This is a genomic window from Streptomyces sp. NPDC046716, from assembly GCF_040645755.1.
In the GTDB taxonomy this organism is placed as follows: domain Bacteria; phylum Actinomycetota; class Actinomycetes; order Streptomycetales; family Streptomycetaceae; genus Streptomyces.
Genome location: NZ_JBEYYU010000109.1, coordinates 1 through 14148, shown reverse-complemented (window position 1 = coordinate 14148; position 14148 = coordinate 1). Strand labels below are relative to the sequence as shown.

10 protein-coding genes are annotated in these 14148 nt (G+C 71.9%); 4 read left to right on the top strand and 6 right to left on the bottom strand.

Annotation, left to right across the window (positions count from 1 at the left end; genetic code table 11):
• Positions 1–90: 90 nt before the first annotated feature.
• From ABZ930_RS40295 to ABZ930_RS40285, 3 genes are all read right to left on the bottom strand, one after another.
• A complete protein-coding gene (locus ABZ930_RS40295) occupies positions 91–3717 on the bottom strand; it encodes an ABC transporter ATP-binding protein (protein ID WP_361560212.1) in 3627 nt (1208 codons plus the stop codon).
• Between the two features lie 497 nt (positions 3718–4214).
• Positions 4215–5255, bottom strand: coding sequence for an alcohol dehydrogenase catalytic domain-containing protein (locus tag ABZ930_RS40290; protein WP_361560209.1), 1041 nt, complete (start codon positions 5253–5255; stop codon positions 4215–4217).
• Positions 5256–5343: 88 nt separating this feature from the next.
• Complete coding sequence (locus ABZ930_RS40285; RefSeq protein ID WP_361560206.1) at positions 5344–6561, bottom strand: cation:proton antiporter; 1218 nt, start codon at positions 6559–6561, stop codon at positions 5344–5346.
• 76 nt (positions 6562–6637) lie between these two features.
• On the opposite strand from ABZ930_RS40285, the gene ABZ930_RS40280 reads away from it, so the two are divergent.
• Positions 6638–7582, top strand: coding sequence for a PrsW family intramembrane metalloprotease (locus ABZ930_RS40280; RefSeq protein ID WP_361560203.1), 945 nt, complete (start codon positions 6638–6640; stop codon positions 7580–7582).
• Positions 7583–7659: 77 nt separating this feature from the next.
• Positions 7660–7974, top strand: a complete 315-nt coding sequence (locus ABZ930_RS40275) for a heavy-metal-associated domain-containing protein (RefSeq protein WP_361560200.1) — start codon at positions 7660–7662, stop codon at positions 7972–7974.
• 656 nt (positions 7975–8630) lie between these two features.
• On the opposite strand, the gene ABZ930_RS40270 is transcribed toward ABZ930_RS40275, so the two are convergent.
• From ABZ930_RS40270 to ABZ930_RS40260, 3 genes are all read right to left on the bottom strand, one after another.
• Entirely contained in the window at positions 8631–9950 is a 1320-nt protein-coding gene (locus ABZ930_RS40270) for a citrate synthase (protein WP_361560197.1), read from the bottom strand.
• 186 nt (positions 9951–10136) lie between these two features.
• Positions 10137–12392 carry an ATP-dependent RecD-like DNA helicase gene (locus ABZ930_RS40265; RefSeq protein ID WP_361560194.1) on the bottom strand — a complete coding sequence of 752 codons (2256 nt, stop codon included), beginning with the start codon at positions 12390–12392 and terminating at the stop codon, positions 10137–10139.
• A 52-nt stretch (positions 12393–12444) separates the two neighbouring features.
• Positions 12445–12852 (bottom strand): Imm7 family immunity protein, encoded by a 408-nt coding sequence (locus ABZ930_RS40260; RefSeq protein WP_361560191.1) that lies wholly within the window; start codon positions 12850–12852, stop codon positions 12445–12447.
• A 126-nt stretch (positions 12853–12978) separates the two neighbouring features.
• On the opposite strand from ABZ930_RS40260, the gene ABZ930_RS40255 reads away from it, so the two are divergent.
• Both ABZ930_RS40255 and ABZ930_RS40250 read left to right on the top strand, forming a co-directional pair.
• Positions 12979–13188: a DUF4287 domain-containing protein gene (locus ABZ930_RS40255; RefSeq protein WP_361560188.1), complete on the top strand. Its 210-nt coding sequence runs from the start codon at positions 12979–12981 to the stop codon at positions 13186–13188.
• A 96-nt stretch (positions 13189–13284) separates the two neighbouring features.
• Positions 13285–13953: a DUF5701 family protein gene (locus tag ABZ930_RS40250; protein ID WP_361560185.1), complete on the top strand. Its 669-nt coding sequence runs from the start codon at positions 13285–13287 to the stop codon at positions 13951–13953.
• Positions 13954–14148 lie beyond the last annotated feature (195 nt).

Sequence of the window (14148 nt, the reverse complement as noted above, 5' to 3'; positions counted from 1 at the left end):
GGCGTCAACGCGGAGCGTTGGCAACCGACGACAACGCCGCAGGTCGGCGTGCCAGACCCCGCGCCCGCGACAAGATCCGCCGGACAGGCCCTAGGCGGGGATCACCCCATCCTCGTACGCGGACCAGAGCGCGGCATAGGGGCCGCCGGCCGTGACGAGTTCGCGGTGCGGGCCGTCCTCCACGAGGCGGCCGCCCTCCAGGACGAGGACGCGGTCCGCGCGGGCCGCCGTCGTCAGGCGGTGCGCGACGACGATCGTGGTGGGGGCGGCCGTCGCCGCCTCCACCGCGCGCCCCACCGCCGCCTCCGTGGCCAGGTCGAGCGCCGCGGTCGCCTCGTCGAGGAGCATCAGGTCGGGGCGGATCAGCCGGGCCCTGGCCAGCGCGATCAACTGCCGCTGCCCCGCGGAGAGATTGCGGCCGCGCTCGGTGAGCCGGTGCCCGTAGCCCTCGGGCAGACCCGCGATCATCCGGTGCGCGCCGACCTCCTCGACGGCCGCGCGCACCTCCGCGTCGGAGGCGCCGGGGCGCCCGTAGGCGATGGCGTCGCGCACCGTGCCGCCGAAGAGGTACGCCTCCTGCGGGACGAGCCCGATCCGGCTGCGGTAGGCGGCGCCGTCCATCGCGCGCAGGTCCACGGAGTCGATCTCGACGGCGCCGCCGGTCGGCAGATACATCCGGGCGACCAGCTTGAGCAGGGTCGACTTGCCCGCGCCGGTCGTGCCGACGACGGCGACCGTCTCCCCGGCGCCGATCCGCGCGCTGACGCCGTCCAGGGCCCGCTCGGCGCCGCCCCCGTACGCGTAGTGCAGATCCTTCAGCACCACCTCGCCGCGCATCCGGCCGGCGCTGCCGAAGGCGGGCAGCGGCAGCGGGCGGTGCGGCTCGGTGACCGTGGGCCGCTCGCGCAGCAGTTCGCGGCAGCGGCCGAGGCCGACGCGGGCCCGCTGGTAGCTGTCGAGGAGCTGCGAGGCGTTGCGGATCGGGCCGAAGACGAGGCCGACGTAGAGGAGGAACGCGACGACGGTCCCGGTGCTGGCCGCGCCCTCCGCGACCCGCCACGCGCCGACGCCGAGGATGAGGGCGGTGGTGGCGTCGGAGAGGAACTCCACGGCGGAGAAGAACCAGGCGAGCGAGCGCTGGGAGCGCATCTGGAGGGTCCGCTGCTCCTCGGCGAGGACGTGGAAGCGGGCGGCGCTGCGGTCCTGCCTGCGGTACGCCTGGGTGACCCGCACCCCGTCGATGGCCTCCTGGAACGCGCTGTTGAGTTCGCCGAGCTGGGTGCGGGCGCGGTCGTAGCGGCGCTTGGAGACCCGCCCGTACCACCAGCAGGCGACGGCGAGCACGGGGACGACGGCGAGGACCGTGAGGGCCAGTCCGGTGTCGAGGGCGAACAGCAGCGCGAGCACCCCGGTGAACAGCAGGACGCTGACGGCGGAGTCGAGCAGCGCGTGCTGGAGGAACTCGCCGATCGCGGCGACGTCGCTGACCATCCGGGTGACGGCCGCGCCGCCGGACTCCCGCTCAAAGTAGTCGAGGCCGAGCCGCTGGAGATGGGCGAACATCTTGACGCGCAGCTCGTACAGGATCCGCTCGCCGGTCCGGGCGATGGCCCGCATCTCCCAGGCGAAGACCAGCCAGTTGGCGACGGCGGTGGCCAGCAGTGCGCCCGCGACGGCGGTGAGCGCGGCCCCGTCGTGGCGCCGCACCCCGAGGTCGATCGCGGCGCTGACCAGGCGGGGAGCGAGCATGATCAGGGCGCTGTCGGCGAGCAGGAGCAGGCCGATGGCGAGCAGCCGGGCCCGGTAGGGGCGCAGCAGCCGGCCCAGGGTGAAACCGGGGTCGGCGGCGCGGGCGCGGGTCTCGTCGACGTCCGGGGCGAGCTCCGGTACGCCCTCGGGGGCGGGCCGCTCGTCGGCCGCCGTCGGTACGGGTCCGGGCGGCGGGGTCGCGGGGCCCGTCTCCTCGCTCAGCTCGCCGAGCATCAGCTCGCGGTAGCGCGGGCAGCGGGCGGCCAGTTCGTCGTGGGTGCCGGTGTCGAGGACGCGGCCCGCCTCCAGGACGGCGATGCGGTCGGCGAGGCGGAGGGTGGAGCGTCGGTGGGCGACGAGCAGGACGGTGCGTCCGGTCAGCCGGTCGCGCAGGGCGGCGAGGATGGCCGCCTCGACCTTCGGGTCCACGGCGGAGGTGGCGTCGTCCAGGACGAGGACGCGCGGGTCGGCGAGCAACGCCCGGGCCAGCGCGAGGCGTTGGCGCTGGCCGCCCGAGAGGGTCAGGCCCTGGGCGCCGAGCACGGTGTCGTAGCCGTCGGGCAGGGCGCGGACGAATCCGTCGGCCTGCGCGGTCACGGCGGCGGCGTGGACCTCGGCGTCGGTGGCGTCGGGCCGGCCGAAGCGGATGGTGTCGCGCACGCTCTCGGAGAACAGCAGGCTCTCCTCGAAGGCGATGCCGACGGCCTCGCGCAGCGATTCCAGGCGCAGTGCGGTCACGTCGGTGAGCGCGCCCGCGGGTCCGATCCGCACGGCGCCGGAGTCGGCGTCGTACAGCCGCGCGAGGAGCGCTCCCACGGTGGACTTGCCGGAGCCGGAGCCGCCGACCAGGGCGAGGGTCTCGCCGGGGGCGATGGTGAGGTCGAGGCCGTCGAGGGCGGGGGTGGCGCCGCTCTCGCCGGGTTCGTGGGCGAAGGTGACGTGGTCGAAGGCGACGGCGAGCGGGCCGGCCCCGACCTCGGTGGCGTCCTCCCGCTCCGTCACCTCCGCGTCGGCGTCGGCGAGTTCGAAGATCCGGACGAGTCCTGAGCGGGCCTCCTGGGCCTGGCCGATCACGGTGGAGAGCATCCGGACCGGGCCCATCATCGCGGCCAGGTAGGTGGTGAAGGCGACGAAGGTGCCGAGGGTGATGTCGTCGCGCACGGCCAGCCAGCCGCCGAGCAGGACGACGCCGAACCGGGCGGTGCCGGGAAGCAGTTCGCCGAGCAGGCCGGCGTAGCGGGCGGCGATGTAGCGCCGGTGCACGCGGGCGGCGAACAGGTGCCGGGCCAGTCCGGCGTAGCGCTCGGTCTCGGCGCCCTCCTGGGCGAAGCCCTTGACGACGCGGACGCCCGCGATGTTGGACTCGACGGCCTCGGACGTCTCTCCGGTGCGCTCCTGGACGGCGCGGTCGGCGGGGTAGATCCGGTCGCGGGAGTGCCGGGCGAGCAGGGCCATCGGCGGGATCACGGCGAACGCGGCGCAGGCCAGCAGCGGGGAGAGGGTCAGCATCACGCCGAGGGTGAGCAGCAGCGTCAGCCCGTTCTGCGCGAGCAGGGGGAGCGAGCCGGTGAGGTCGCGCACCACGGCGACGTCGTTGACGGCACGGCTGAGGACGTCGCCGGAGCGCAGGCGGTCGAGGCGGCGGCCGTCGATGCGCTGGACGGCGTCGTGCAGGAGGAGTCGCAGGTCGCGCTCGACGCCCCACTGGACCTTGCCGGCCCACCAGCGGCGTACCCAGGACGCGCCGAACTGGGCTGCCGCCACGGTCAGCAGCAGCGTGATCCAGGGCGTGGCGGGGCCGTGTCCCGCGACGATGACTCCGTCGACGACCCGGCGGATGATCAAGGGGGCCGTGGTCGTGAGCAGTACGCCGGCGACGGCGCCGGCGCAGGCCAGGACGACTGCCCTCGGCCTGGCCCAGCACATCCCGGCGAACCGGCGCAGCCACTCCTTGTCGCCGCCCGCCATCGCGTGCCGCCCTTCCCCTCGCCGATCCCCCAAACCGAAGCAATCTGGCAGCCCGGCGCGCTCGGAGCAACCGGTTTTAGCCCGCGCCCCGCGCCCCTGAGTCGTACTTCGTCCGCGGCCCGGCGGCCGCTTCTCGCGCAGTTCCCCGCGCCCCTGGGTCGTCGAGCACCCGCGGGCCGGTGGCCGCTTCTCGCGCAGTTCCCCGCGCCCCTGAGATGCGCACTGCGTGCGCCATCTCATCAAGAGAGGCGCGCCCCGTGCGGCGCCCCGTCCGGGAGGCGCGGCGGAGCCGCAGCCTCGAGGGGAGGCTGCGCGGAGCGCATGCCTCAGGGGCGCGGGGAACTGCGCGAGACGCGGCCACCGGGCCGCACCCGACCGACAACCCAAAGAAGGGGCGCGGGGAACTGCGCGAGACGCGGCCACCGGCCCGCACCCGACCGACAACCCAAACTGCGCGCCCAGCCACGACACGAGCCGCGGACGAACGACACGCCCCCCTACAGCCCAGCAGGCCGCACCACAGTCACCCCGCTCCCCACCGCCCCCTCCCCCATAGCGGCCAGCGCCCCCGCCGCCCCCTCCAGTCCGATCACCGACGTCACCAACAACTCCGGCCGCACCACCCCACCCCGCACCATCTCCAGCATCCCCGGATAGGCCCACGCAGCCATCCCATGGCTCCCCAGCACCTCCAGCTCCAGCGCGACGACCCGCCCCATCGGCACCACAGGATCCTCGGCCAGCAACCCCACCTGCACATGCCGCCCGCGCCGCCGCAACGACCCCACCGACGCCGCACACGTCACCCCCGCCCCCAAGGCGTCCAGCGACACATGCGCCCCGCCCCCGGTCAGCTCCCGCACGGCACCCGGCACATCCGCCACGGCCCCGGCGTCGACACACGCGACGGCGCCGAAGCGGCGGGCCATCTCCAGCGCCCCGGCGGAGACGTCCACGGCGACCACCCGCGCCCCGGCCGCCGCCGCGATCATCACCGCGGAGAGACCGACACCCCCGCACCCGTGCACGGCCACGAACTCCCCGGCCGCGACCCGCCCCTGCTGCACCACGGCCCGGTAGGCGGTCGCGAACCGGCAGCCGAGCGAGGCGGCCGTCGTGAACTCCATGTCCTCCGGCACGGCCACCAGGTTCACATCGGCATGGTCCAGAGCCACGTACTCGGCGAAGGAACCCCAGTGGGTGAACCCGGGCTGGGTCTGCCGCTCGCACACCTGCTGGTCCCCGGCCGCGCACGCCGCGCACCGCCCGCACGCGCACACGAACGGCACGGTCACCCGGTCCCCGACCCGCCAGCCGCGGACGTCCGCGCCCACCTCCGCCACGACCCCGGCCAGTTCGTGCCCGGGTACGTGCGGCAGCACGATGTCCGGGTCGTGCCCCATCCAGCCGTGCCAGTCGCTGCGGCACACCCCGGTCGCCGCCACCCGGACGACGACCCCGTGCGGCGCGGCCACCGGATCCGGCACCTGCCGCACCTCGGCCCGCTCCCCGAACCGTTCGAAGACAACCGCGCGCATGTGCCCGCCCTTCCCGTCAGCCGATGATCTTCACCTCTGTCACCCCACGCCACGAACCGCCGCCGCACAACCCCCCGACGGCCCGGGTTCACCACGACTCGGAGCCCTTCACCGGCCCCTGCGGCAGCGCCCGCTCCCCCTTGCCCGCCCGCAGCTTCAGCGCGATCAGCGGGAACACCAGGACGGACACCATCGCGGCGCCGACCAGGGCGGCCGCCACGTCCGTGGGCAGCGCGCCGTCCTGTACGCCGATGGTGGTGATGGCGACGACGAGCGGCAGCGCGGTGGAGGAGAAGAAGGTGAGGGCGGACCGGTCCCGGCCGACCAGGTCCCCCGGTGCCAGGAAGTACACCGGCAGGCCGCGCACCACCAGGAACAGGACGAGGAAGACCGGCAGCAGGAGCAGCGCGGTGCCGCCGTCGAGCAGCGCCTTCAGGTCGAAGTCGATCCCGGTGACGACGAAGAAGACCGGCACCAGGAACCCGAAGCCCATCGCCTCCACCTTGCCGAGGACCTCGTCGGCGCTGTCGGGCGCGGCGCCGTGCAGCACGAGGCGGACGATCATCCCGGCGGCGAACGCCCCGAGCAGGGTGTCCACCCCGAGCGCCTGGGAGAGGCCGAGCATCAGGGCGAGCAGCAGCACCACGAGCCGTACCGCGAACTGTCCGCTGCTGTGCAGGGTCTTCGCGATGACCCGCGAGAACCACGGCGGGCGCGGCCGCATCGCCCACAGCACGGCGAGCGCGGTGAGGACGGCGAAGACCAGCAGGAGCAGCGCCGAGTCGAGCGGCGAGCGCCCGCTGAGCAGCAGCGCCATGGCGATGATCGGCCCGAACTCGCCCACCGCGCCGAACGCCATCAGCACGGAGCCGAACCGCGAGTGCAGATCGCCGGAGTCGCGCAGCACGGGAAGGATGGTGCCCAGGGCCGTACTGGTGAGGGCCGTGCCGATGTAGACGCCCTTCGCGTACGACCAGCCGGAGAGCGCGATGCCGAGCAGGAGGCCGACGGCGAGCGCGACGATCCAGGCCCGGACGGACCGCTTGAGGGTGCCGCCGCGGACCTTGTCGAACTCGATCTCGTACCCGGCGAGGAAGATCAGCATGGCGAGCCCGAGGTCGGACAGGGTGTCGACGACCGACCCGTGGCTGGAGGCCCAGCCCAGCACGTCGGGGCCGACCAGGATGCCCAGCAGGATCTCGAAGATCACCAGCGGAACGGGCAGCCACCGCCCCGCGCCGTACGCCAGCAGCGGCGCCAGGACCGCGATGACCATGATCAGAATGAGCGTCCCGGGCTGCGACATAGCGGCTGTCTACCATAAGATTCCGACAAATCACCCGTAAGCACCGTCAGTTGCAGGGAAGTCGGAGGCGACCACCGTGGCGAACCACCAGCCCTCCGGGGCACCGCAGGCGCGGATCCCCCAGCAGCCGGCGCCTCCGGGTCCGCAGATCCGCAGCGGGCTCTGGCGGCGCTGCCTGTGGGGCGGCCTGGCGCTGTGGGTCCTGACGGCGGTGGTCACGTACGCCACGAAGAACACGACCCTGCTGCCCACGCTGATCCTGCTCGGCAGCTTCCTGGTGCCGGCGGTCTTCGTCCTGTGGGCGTACGAGCGTCACGGCCGCGACCTGGGCGTGAACCTGATCCTGGGCTGCTTCCTGATCGGCGGCATCCTCGGCGTGCTCGGGGCCTCGGTCATGGAGTACTACCTCGTCCACCCCTCCGTCTGGATGTTCGTCGGCGTCGGCCTGATCGAGGAAGCGGTCAAGCTGGCCGCCCTGATGTACGTGCTCCACCGCCATCCGCGCGTCAGCGGCCTGCGCGCCGGTCTGGTCCTGGGCGCCACGGTCGGCTTCGGCTTCGCGGCGTTCGAGAGCGCGGGCTACGCGTTCAACGCGGCGGTCACGATGAAGGGCATCGACCTGCGCTCCCTCCTGGAGACGGAGGTGCTGCGCGGGCTGCTCGCCCCGTTCGGCCACGGCCTGTGGACGGCGATCTCCGGCGCGGTGCTGCTCTCTTTCCGGCGGCCGAACGGCCGCTACCGCTTCACCGGCCCGGTGATCCTCACCTACCTCGGCGTCTCCCTGCTGCACGCCCTGTGGGACTCGATGCACGGCATCGCCCTGTGGCTGGTGGTCCGGCTGACCACCACGGGCCTGGACCGCAGCCTCTTCGCGGAGGGCTACCTGCCGGAGCCGACCGACTCCCAGAAGCACCTCTTCACCCTGTTCTCGATCGGCGGACTGGTCCTCGTCTCGCTGTTCGGCCTCGCCTGGGCACGTTCGCTCGCGCGCCGCGATCCGTCTTGGAAAAATACCCCCTAGGGGTATAGGGTCGTGCACGTCAGACGATGCCGGGGGTACCCGGCGTCCGCTACTCCACGCCCGCCTAGGAGATCGACATGAGCGCCCACACCGAGCTTCCGCAGATCGACACCGAGTCGGCCGGCTCCTGCTGCGGCGGCGCCTGCCACTCGGACGCCGCCGCCTCGGCCGCCAAGGGCGCCGTCACCACGGTCTACCAGGTCAAGGGAATGACCTGTGGCCACTGCGAGGGCGCGGTGGCCGGCGAGATCTCCGAGCTCGACGGCGTCGCCTCGGTGACGGCGACCGCCGCCACCGGCCAGGTCACGGTCGTCTCCGCGGCCCCGCTCGACGAGGAGGCGGTCCGCGCCGCGGTCGACGAGGCCGGTTACGAGCTGATCGCCCGGGCCTGACACCCCGGACCCCCACTTCACGGAGACCGCTATGGCGGTCTCATCCGTGTTTGTGGTCACAAACAGCCTTCGAGTTCGCAAGTTCACCTAGTTACGCCTGGACCTCCACACAATCCACACGGCACAATTGCAGTACTCCCACGCAGGAGCCGATATCCCCATATCGGTCCTCTTGCGCACGCATTGGACATATGCAAGAGACGCAGATCACACCGATCCGAACGTAACCCTTTGCAGGTCTGGTGAGTCTAAGGAGGCGATGCAGGAACGTCTTGGGGGGCGTTTCCGTATCGACGGGCCCGTCTTGGGGGACGGTCCCGAATGCGTTGGCCGGGGCACGTGCACCGGGGAAGCTGAGCGGCCCACCCGTTCGTACGTGCTTCGGCGACCGACGCCACAGACGCCCGGCCGGATCCCGTGGGGGGAATCCGAACCGGGAAAAGGAAAGCGCCCCGACTGTCGGCCCGTGGGGGGACTGACAGCGGGGCGCTTTCTACTTCGCCTTCCAAGCGCCGGGCAGATGCGCCCCGTCAGGGGCGCGGGGCCGTATCGATCAGCGGCTCCGCCGCGGGGCGCGAGCAACCACGACGGGGCCGCGGCGACGACCGGACCGCACCACAGCGGCGCGATCGCCCACCCGGCCCCGAGCGGAGCGTCTAGCGCTGCTCCACCGGCACGAAGTCGCGCTCGACGACACCGGTGTAGATCTGGCGCGGGCGGCCGATGCGCGACCCGGGCTCCTTGATCATCTCGTGCCACTGGGCGATCCAGCCCGGGAGACGGCCCAGCGCGAAGAGCACCGTGAACATCTCGGTCGGGAAGCCCATGGCCCGGTAGATCAGGCCGGTGTAGAAGTCGACGTTCGGGTAGAGCTTGCGCTCGACGAAGTAGTCGTCGGCCAGCGCGTGCTCTTCCAGCTTCAGCGCGATGTCCAGCAGCTCGTCGCTCTTGCCGAGCGCGGAGAGGACGTCGTGCGCCGCCGCCTTGATGATCTTCGCCCGGGGGTCGAAGTTCTTGTAGACGCGGTGCCCGAAGCCCATGAGCTTCACGCCGTCTTCCTTGTTCTTCACCTTGCGGATGAAGGTGTCGACGTCGCCGCCGGAGGCCTGGATGCCTTCCAGCATCTCCAGGACCGACTGGTTGGCACCGCCGTGCAGCGGACCCCAGAGGGCCGAGATGCCCGCCGAGATCGACGCGAACATGTTGGCCTGCGAGGAGCCGACCAGACGCACGGTGGACGTCGAACAGTTCTGCTCGTGGTCCGCGTGCAGGATGAGCAGCTTGTCCAGCGCGGAGACGACGACCGGGTCCAGCTCGTACTCGGCGGCCGGCACGGAGAAGGTCATGCGCAGGAAGTTCTCGACGTAGCCGAGGTCGTTGCGCGGGTAGACCACCGGGTGGCCCTGCGACTTCTTGTACGCGTACGCCGCGATCGTCGGAAGCTTGGCGAGAAGGCGGATCGTCGAGAGGTGACGCTGCTTCTCGTCGAACGGGTTGTGGCTGTCCTGGTAGAAGGTGGACAGCGCGGAGACGACCGACGACAGCATGGCCATCGGGTGGGCGTCGCGCGGGAACCCGTCGTAGAACCGCTTGACGTCCTCGTGCAGCAGGGTGTGCTGCGTGATCTCGTTCTTGAAGGTGGAGAGCTCGTCCACGGTGGGGAGCTCGCCGTTGATCAGCAGGTACGCCACCTCCACGAAGGTGGAGCGCTCGGCCAGCTGCTCGATCGGGTAGCCGCGGTAGCGAAGGATGCCCTCTTCGCCGTCCAGATAGGTGATCGCGGACTTGTAGGCGGCGGTGTTGCCGTATCCGCTGTCGAGGGTCACCAGTCCCGTCTGGGCCCGGAGCTTCCCGATGTCGAAGCCCTTGTCGCCGACGGTGCTGTCGATCACCGGGTAGGTGTACTCGCCATCGCCGTACCGCAGTACTACAGCTTTGTCAGCATTCGTGCTGTTCTCGCTCACGTCATCCCTCACCGACGTAGTGCCTCTTCTTCGAGGTGCCCTGACTGTCTCTACCATCCCCCACTTGGCCCAGCAGAGTGCACTCGGGGTCGTCCATTGGACTGTTTGGCGGCACTCAGTGCCTCCAGCCTGCCCATCCTGCCCCCTATCACCCTGGTTCCGGAAGTGCCCTGTGACGTTTGCGACTCGTTTGATCGATCAAATCTTTTGAAGAGTCGCGCCCGCCAACCGGAAATCCAGCGCCGTACAGCGCCTACCCGCCGAAACCGTGCGCACCGCCTGCGCCAGCGCCTTCCTCGACCCGACCAGTACGACCAGCTTCTTCGCGCGGGTGACGGCCGTGTAGAGGAGGTTGCGCTGGAGCATCATCCACGCCCCCATGGTGACCGGAATGACCACGCAGGGATACTCGCTGCCCTGGGAGCGGTGGATCGTGACGGCGTAGGCGTGGGCCAGCTCGTCCAGTTCGTCGAACTCGTACTCGACCGGCTCGTCCTCGTCCGTCAGGACGGTGAGCTTCTGCTCGTCCGTGTCGAGGGCGGTGACGACCCCGACCGTGCCGTTGAACACGCCGTTCGCCCCCTTCTCGTAGTTGTTGCGGATCTGGGTGACCTTGTCGCCGACGCGGAAGACCCGGCCGCCGAACCGCTTCTCGGGCAGCTCGGGGCGGGCGGGGGTGACGGCCTGCTGGAGCAGCGCGTTCAGATTCCCGGCGCCCGCCGGGCCGCGGTGCATCGGGGCCAGCACCTGGACGTCCCGCCGGGGGTCGAGGCCGAACCGGGCGGGGATGCGGCGCGCGGCGACGTCGACGGTGAGCCGGCCCGCCTCCTCGGTGTCCTCCTCCACGAAGAGGAAGAAGTCCTTGAGGCCCTGGGTCAGCGGCGGCGTGCCGGAGTTGATGCGGTGGGCGTTGGTGACGACGCCGGACTCCTGGGCCTGGCGGAAGATGCGGGTGAGGCGGACGGCCGGGACGGGACTGCCGGGCTTGAGCATGTCGCGCAGCACCTCGCCCGCGCCGACGCTCGGCAGCTGGTCCACGTCGCCCACGAAGAGCAGGTGGGCGCCCGGCGCGACGGCCTTGACCAGCTTGTTGGCGAGGAGGAGGTCGAGCATGGACGCCTCGTCGACCACGACGAGATCGGCGTCGAGCGGCCGGTCCTTGTCGTACGCGGCATCACCGCCGGGCTTGAGTTCGAGCAGCCGGTGGACGGTGGAGGCCTCGGCGCCGGTCAGCTCGGCCAGCCGCTTGGCGGCCCGCCCGGTCGGCGCGGCGAGCACCACCTTCGCCTTCTTCGCGCGGGCCAGCTCCACGACGGACCGCACGGTGAACGACTTGCCGCAGCCGGGGCCGCCGGTCAGCACGGCGACCTTCTGCGTCAGCGCCAGCCTGACCGCCTCCTCCTGCTCGGGCGCGAGCGTCGCCCCGGTCCGGTCGGCGAGCCAGGCCAGTGCCTTGTCCCAGGCGACGTCCCGGAAGGCGGGCAGCCGGTCCCCGTCGGTGCGCAGCAGCCGCAGCAGCTGGGCGGAGAGCGAGAGTTCGGCCCGGTGGAAGGGGACGAGATAGACGGCGGTGACCGGCTCCCCGTGCTCGCCGGGCACCTGCTCGCGCACCACCCCGACCTCGCCGGAGTCCGGGTCGGGCTCGGTCAGCTCGGCCAGGCACTCGATCACGAGACCGGTGTCGACCTGGAGCAGCTTCACCGCGTCGGCGATCAGCCGCTCCTCGGGCAGGAAGCAGTGCCCCTGGTCGGTGGACTGCGACAGGGCGTACTGGAGACCGGCCTTGACGCGCTCGGGGCTGTCGTGCGGGATGCCGACGGACTGGGCGATGCGGTCGGCGGTGAGGAAGCCGATGCCCCACACGTCGGAGGCGAGCCGGTACGGCTGGTTCTTCACCACGCCGATCGAGGCGTCCCCGTACTTCTTGTAGATGCGGACGGCGATGGACGTGGAGACGCCGACCGACTGCAGGAAGACCATCACCTCCTTGATGGCCTTCTGCTCCTCCCACGCGTCGGCGATCTTCTTCGTCCGCTTCGGGCCGAGCCCCGGCACCTCGATGAGCCGCTTCGGCTCCTGCTCGATGATGTCGAGGGTGTCGAGCCCGAAGTGCCGGGTGATCCGGTCGGCGAAGACCGGCCCGATGCCCTTGACCAGCCCCGAGCCGAGATAGCGGCGGATGCCCTGGATCGTGGCGGGCAGCACCGTCGTGTAGTTCTCCACGGTGAACTGCTTGCCGTACTGCGGGTGGGAGCCCCAACGGCCCTCCATCCGCAGCGACTCCCCCGCCTGTGCCCCGAGCAGCGAGCCGACGACGGTGAGCAGATCGCCGCCGCCTCTGCCGGTGTCCACGCGCGCGACCGTGTATCCCGTCTCCTCGTTCGCGTACGTGATCCGCTCCAGGACGCCTTCGAGCACCGCCATGGTGCGCGCCCCCGCCGCTTGATCGGTCATGACCCGACGGTAGCGGTGCCCACTGACAGCGCGGGAGGGCCCGGCGTCCCCGTCAGACCCCGGGCCGACCGGGGAACGGATCCTCCAGCTCCGGGACGCACGGGGACAGCAGGGGCTCGGTGTGGTGGGTGACGGTGCCACGGGCGAGCCTGACCACCCGGACCTCGTTCGCGTGCCCGGGGTCCTCGTCGTCGCGGATGTGCAGCAGCCCGTACGAGCCCGGGGCGACGGCCGCGACGTGCTCGTACAGGGCGACGGGGTCGGGGTCCGCGCGGTGGTTGGCGTGGCCGCCGAGGTGGAGGAACGGCTCGCCGTTCATCCAGCGCAGGTCGAGGAGGTACGGGGCGGCCAACCCGTCGATGTGGAGCCGGAGTTCGTCGACGACGCGCGGCAGGCCTGCCTCCTCGTCGTCGGCGTCCGCGCTCTGCCTGACGGTGATCCAGCCGTGGTACTCGAACATGCCGCCCGCTCCCCTTCTTCTTCCACCCGCGCGGGCGATGAGTTCGGCGCCGCCGCGCGGTCCTACGGACAACACCCCGCGTACGGGACCCTCCCACGGGACCGTGACCGAGACAGGAGCGCCGCCATGACCACCACCCCCGCCGCCAAGGGACCCGCCAGCTACTTCCCCTCCATCGAGAAGAAGTACGGGCAGCCGATCGCGTACTGGCAGGACCTCATCCGTTCCTCGCCGCTCACGAAGCACATGGAGCTGGTGGGCTGGCTGAAGAGCGAGCACGGGCTGGGGCACGGGCACGCGAACGCGCTGGTCGCGCACACGCTCGCCGGGAAGTGAGCGGGGTGGCGGGCGGCCGCGCGCTCAGGGAACTCACAGGAACGGCCGCCCGTTGTGGGCACGTCCGCCGTACGCGCCCTGCCCCGAGGGAGTTCCGTGTCCGACAACGCCCACGCCACCACCACCGCCCTGCCCCTGCTGCCGTCTCCGACCGTCCAGGCCGAGCGGCTGGTGGAGCTCGGCGTCCACGAGATCGCGGGGCTCGACGCCGCCGCGCTGCGCGACTTCGCCGGGTCCGCCGAGGGCACGGCCGGCGAGGGCGCCCTGCTCGCCGTGCACCCGGACCGGGCGCCCGCCTCCGCGCTCGCTCCGCTGCTGCGCCGTGACGACCGGGCCGGGTTCGTGGTGGTCGACATGACGGACGTCGACCTCTTCACGCCGGTCGACACCGTCACGGACCTGCCCGACGCGCCGCTCTATCTCGTCGACCGGCCCGACCGGGGCGACGAGATGGCCAACTGGAGCCCGGACGAGGCGCTTCCCGCCCTCACCGAGCGGGGCCGCACTCCCCTGCTGCTCACCGAGGGCATCCACTGGGTGCTCCAGCAGCCCGCCGCGCTGGAGCACAACCACTGCTTCATGACGATCGGCTCGCGGCTGCGCAAGCCGAACGGCTCACTGGACGCCCGCACCCCCGCGGTCTGGATCAGCAACGGGACGGGGCGCGACGGTCGCGAGCGGCGCGGGGCGCCCAAGGTCGGCTGGTGCTGGGCGGGGAACCGGCATACGTGGCTGGGGTTCGGGTCGACCGGCGGCCGGGACTGATTCTGCGTTCCGCAACTGATCGCCGACCGTGAAGGGCGCCGGTCAGGTCGCGGCCGGCCGCGCAGTTCCCCGCGCCCCTGGACAGTTCGCCACGCGCGACCCGGCGGCCGCTTCTCGCGCAGTTCCCCGCGCCCCTGAAGCATGCGCTGCGCGCAGCTTCCCCTGGACGAGCGGAGCTCGTCTCAGGGGCGCGGG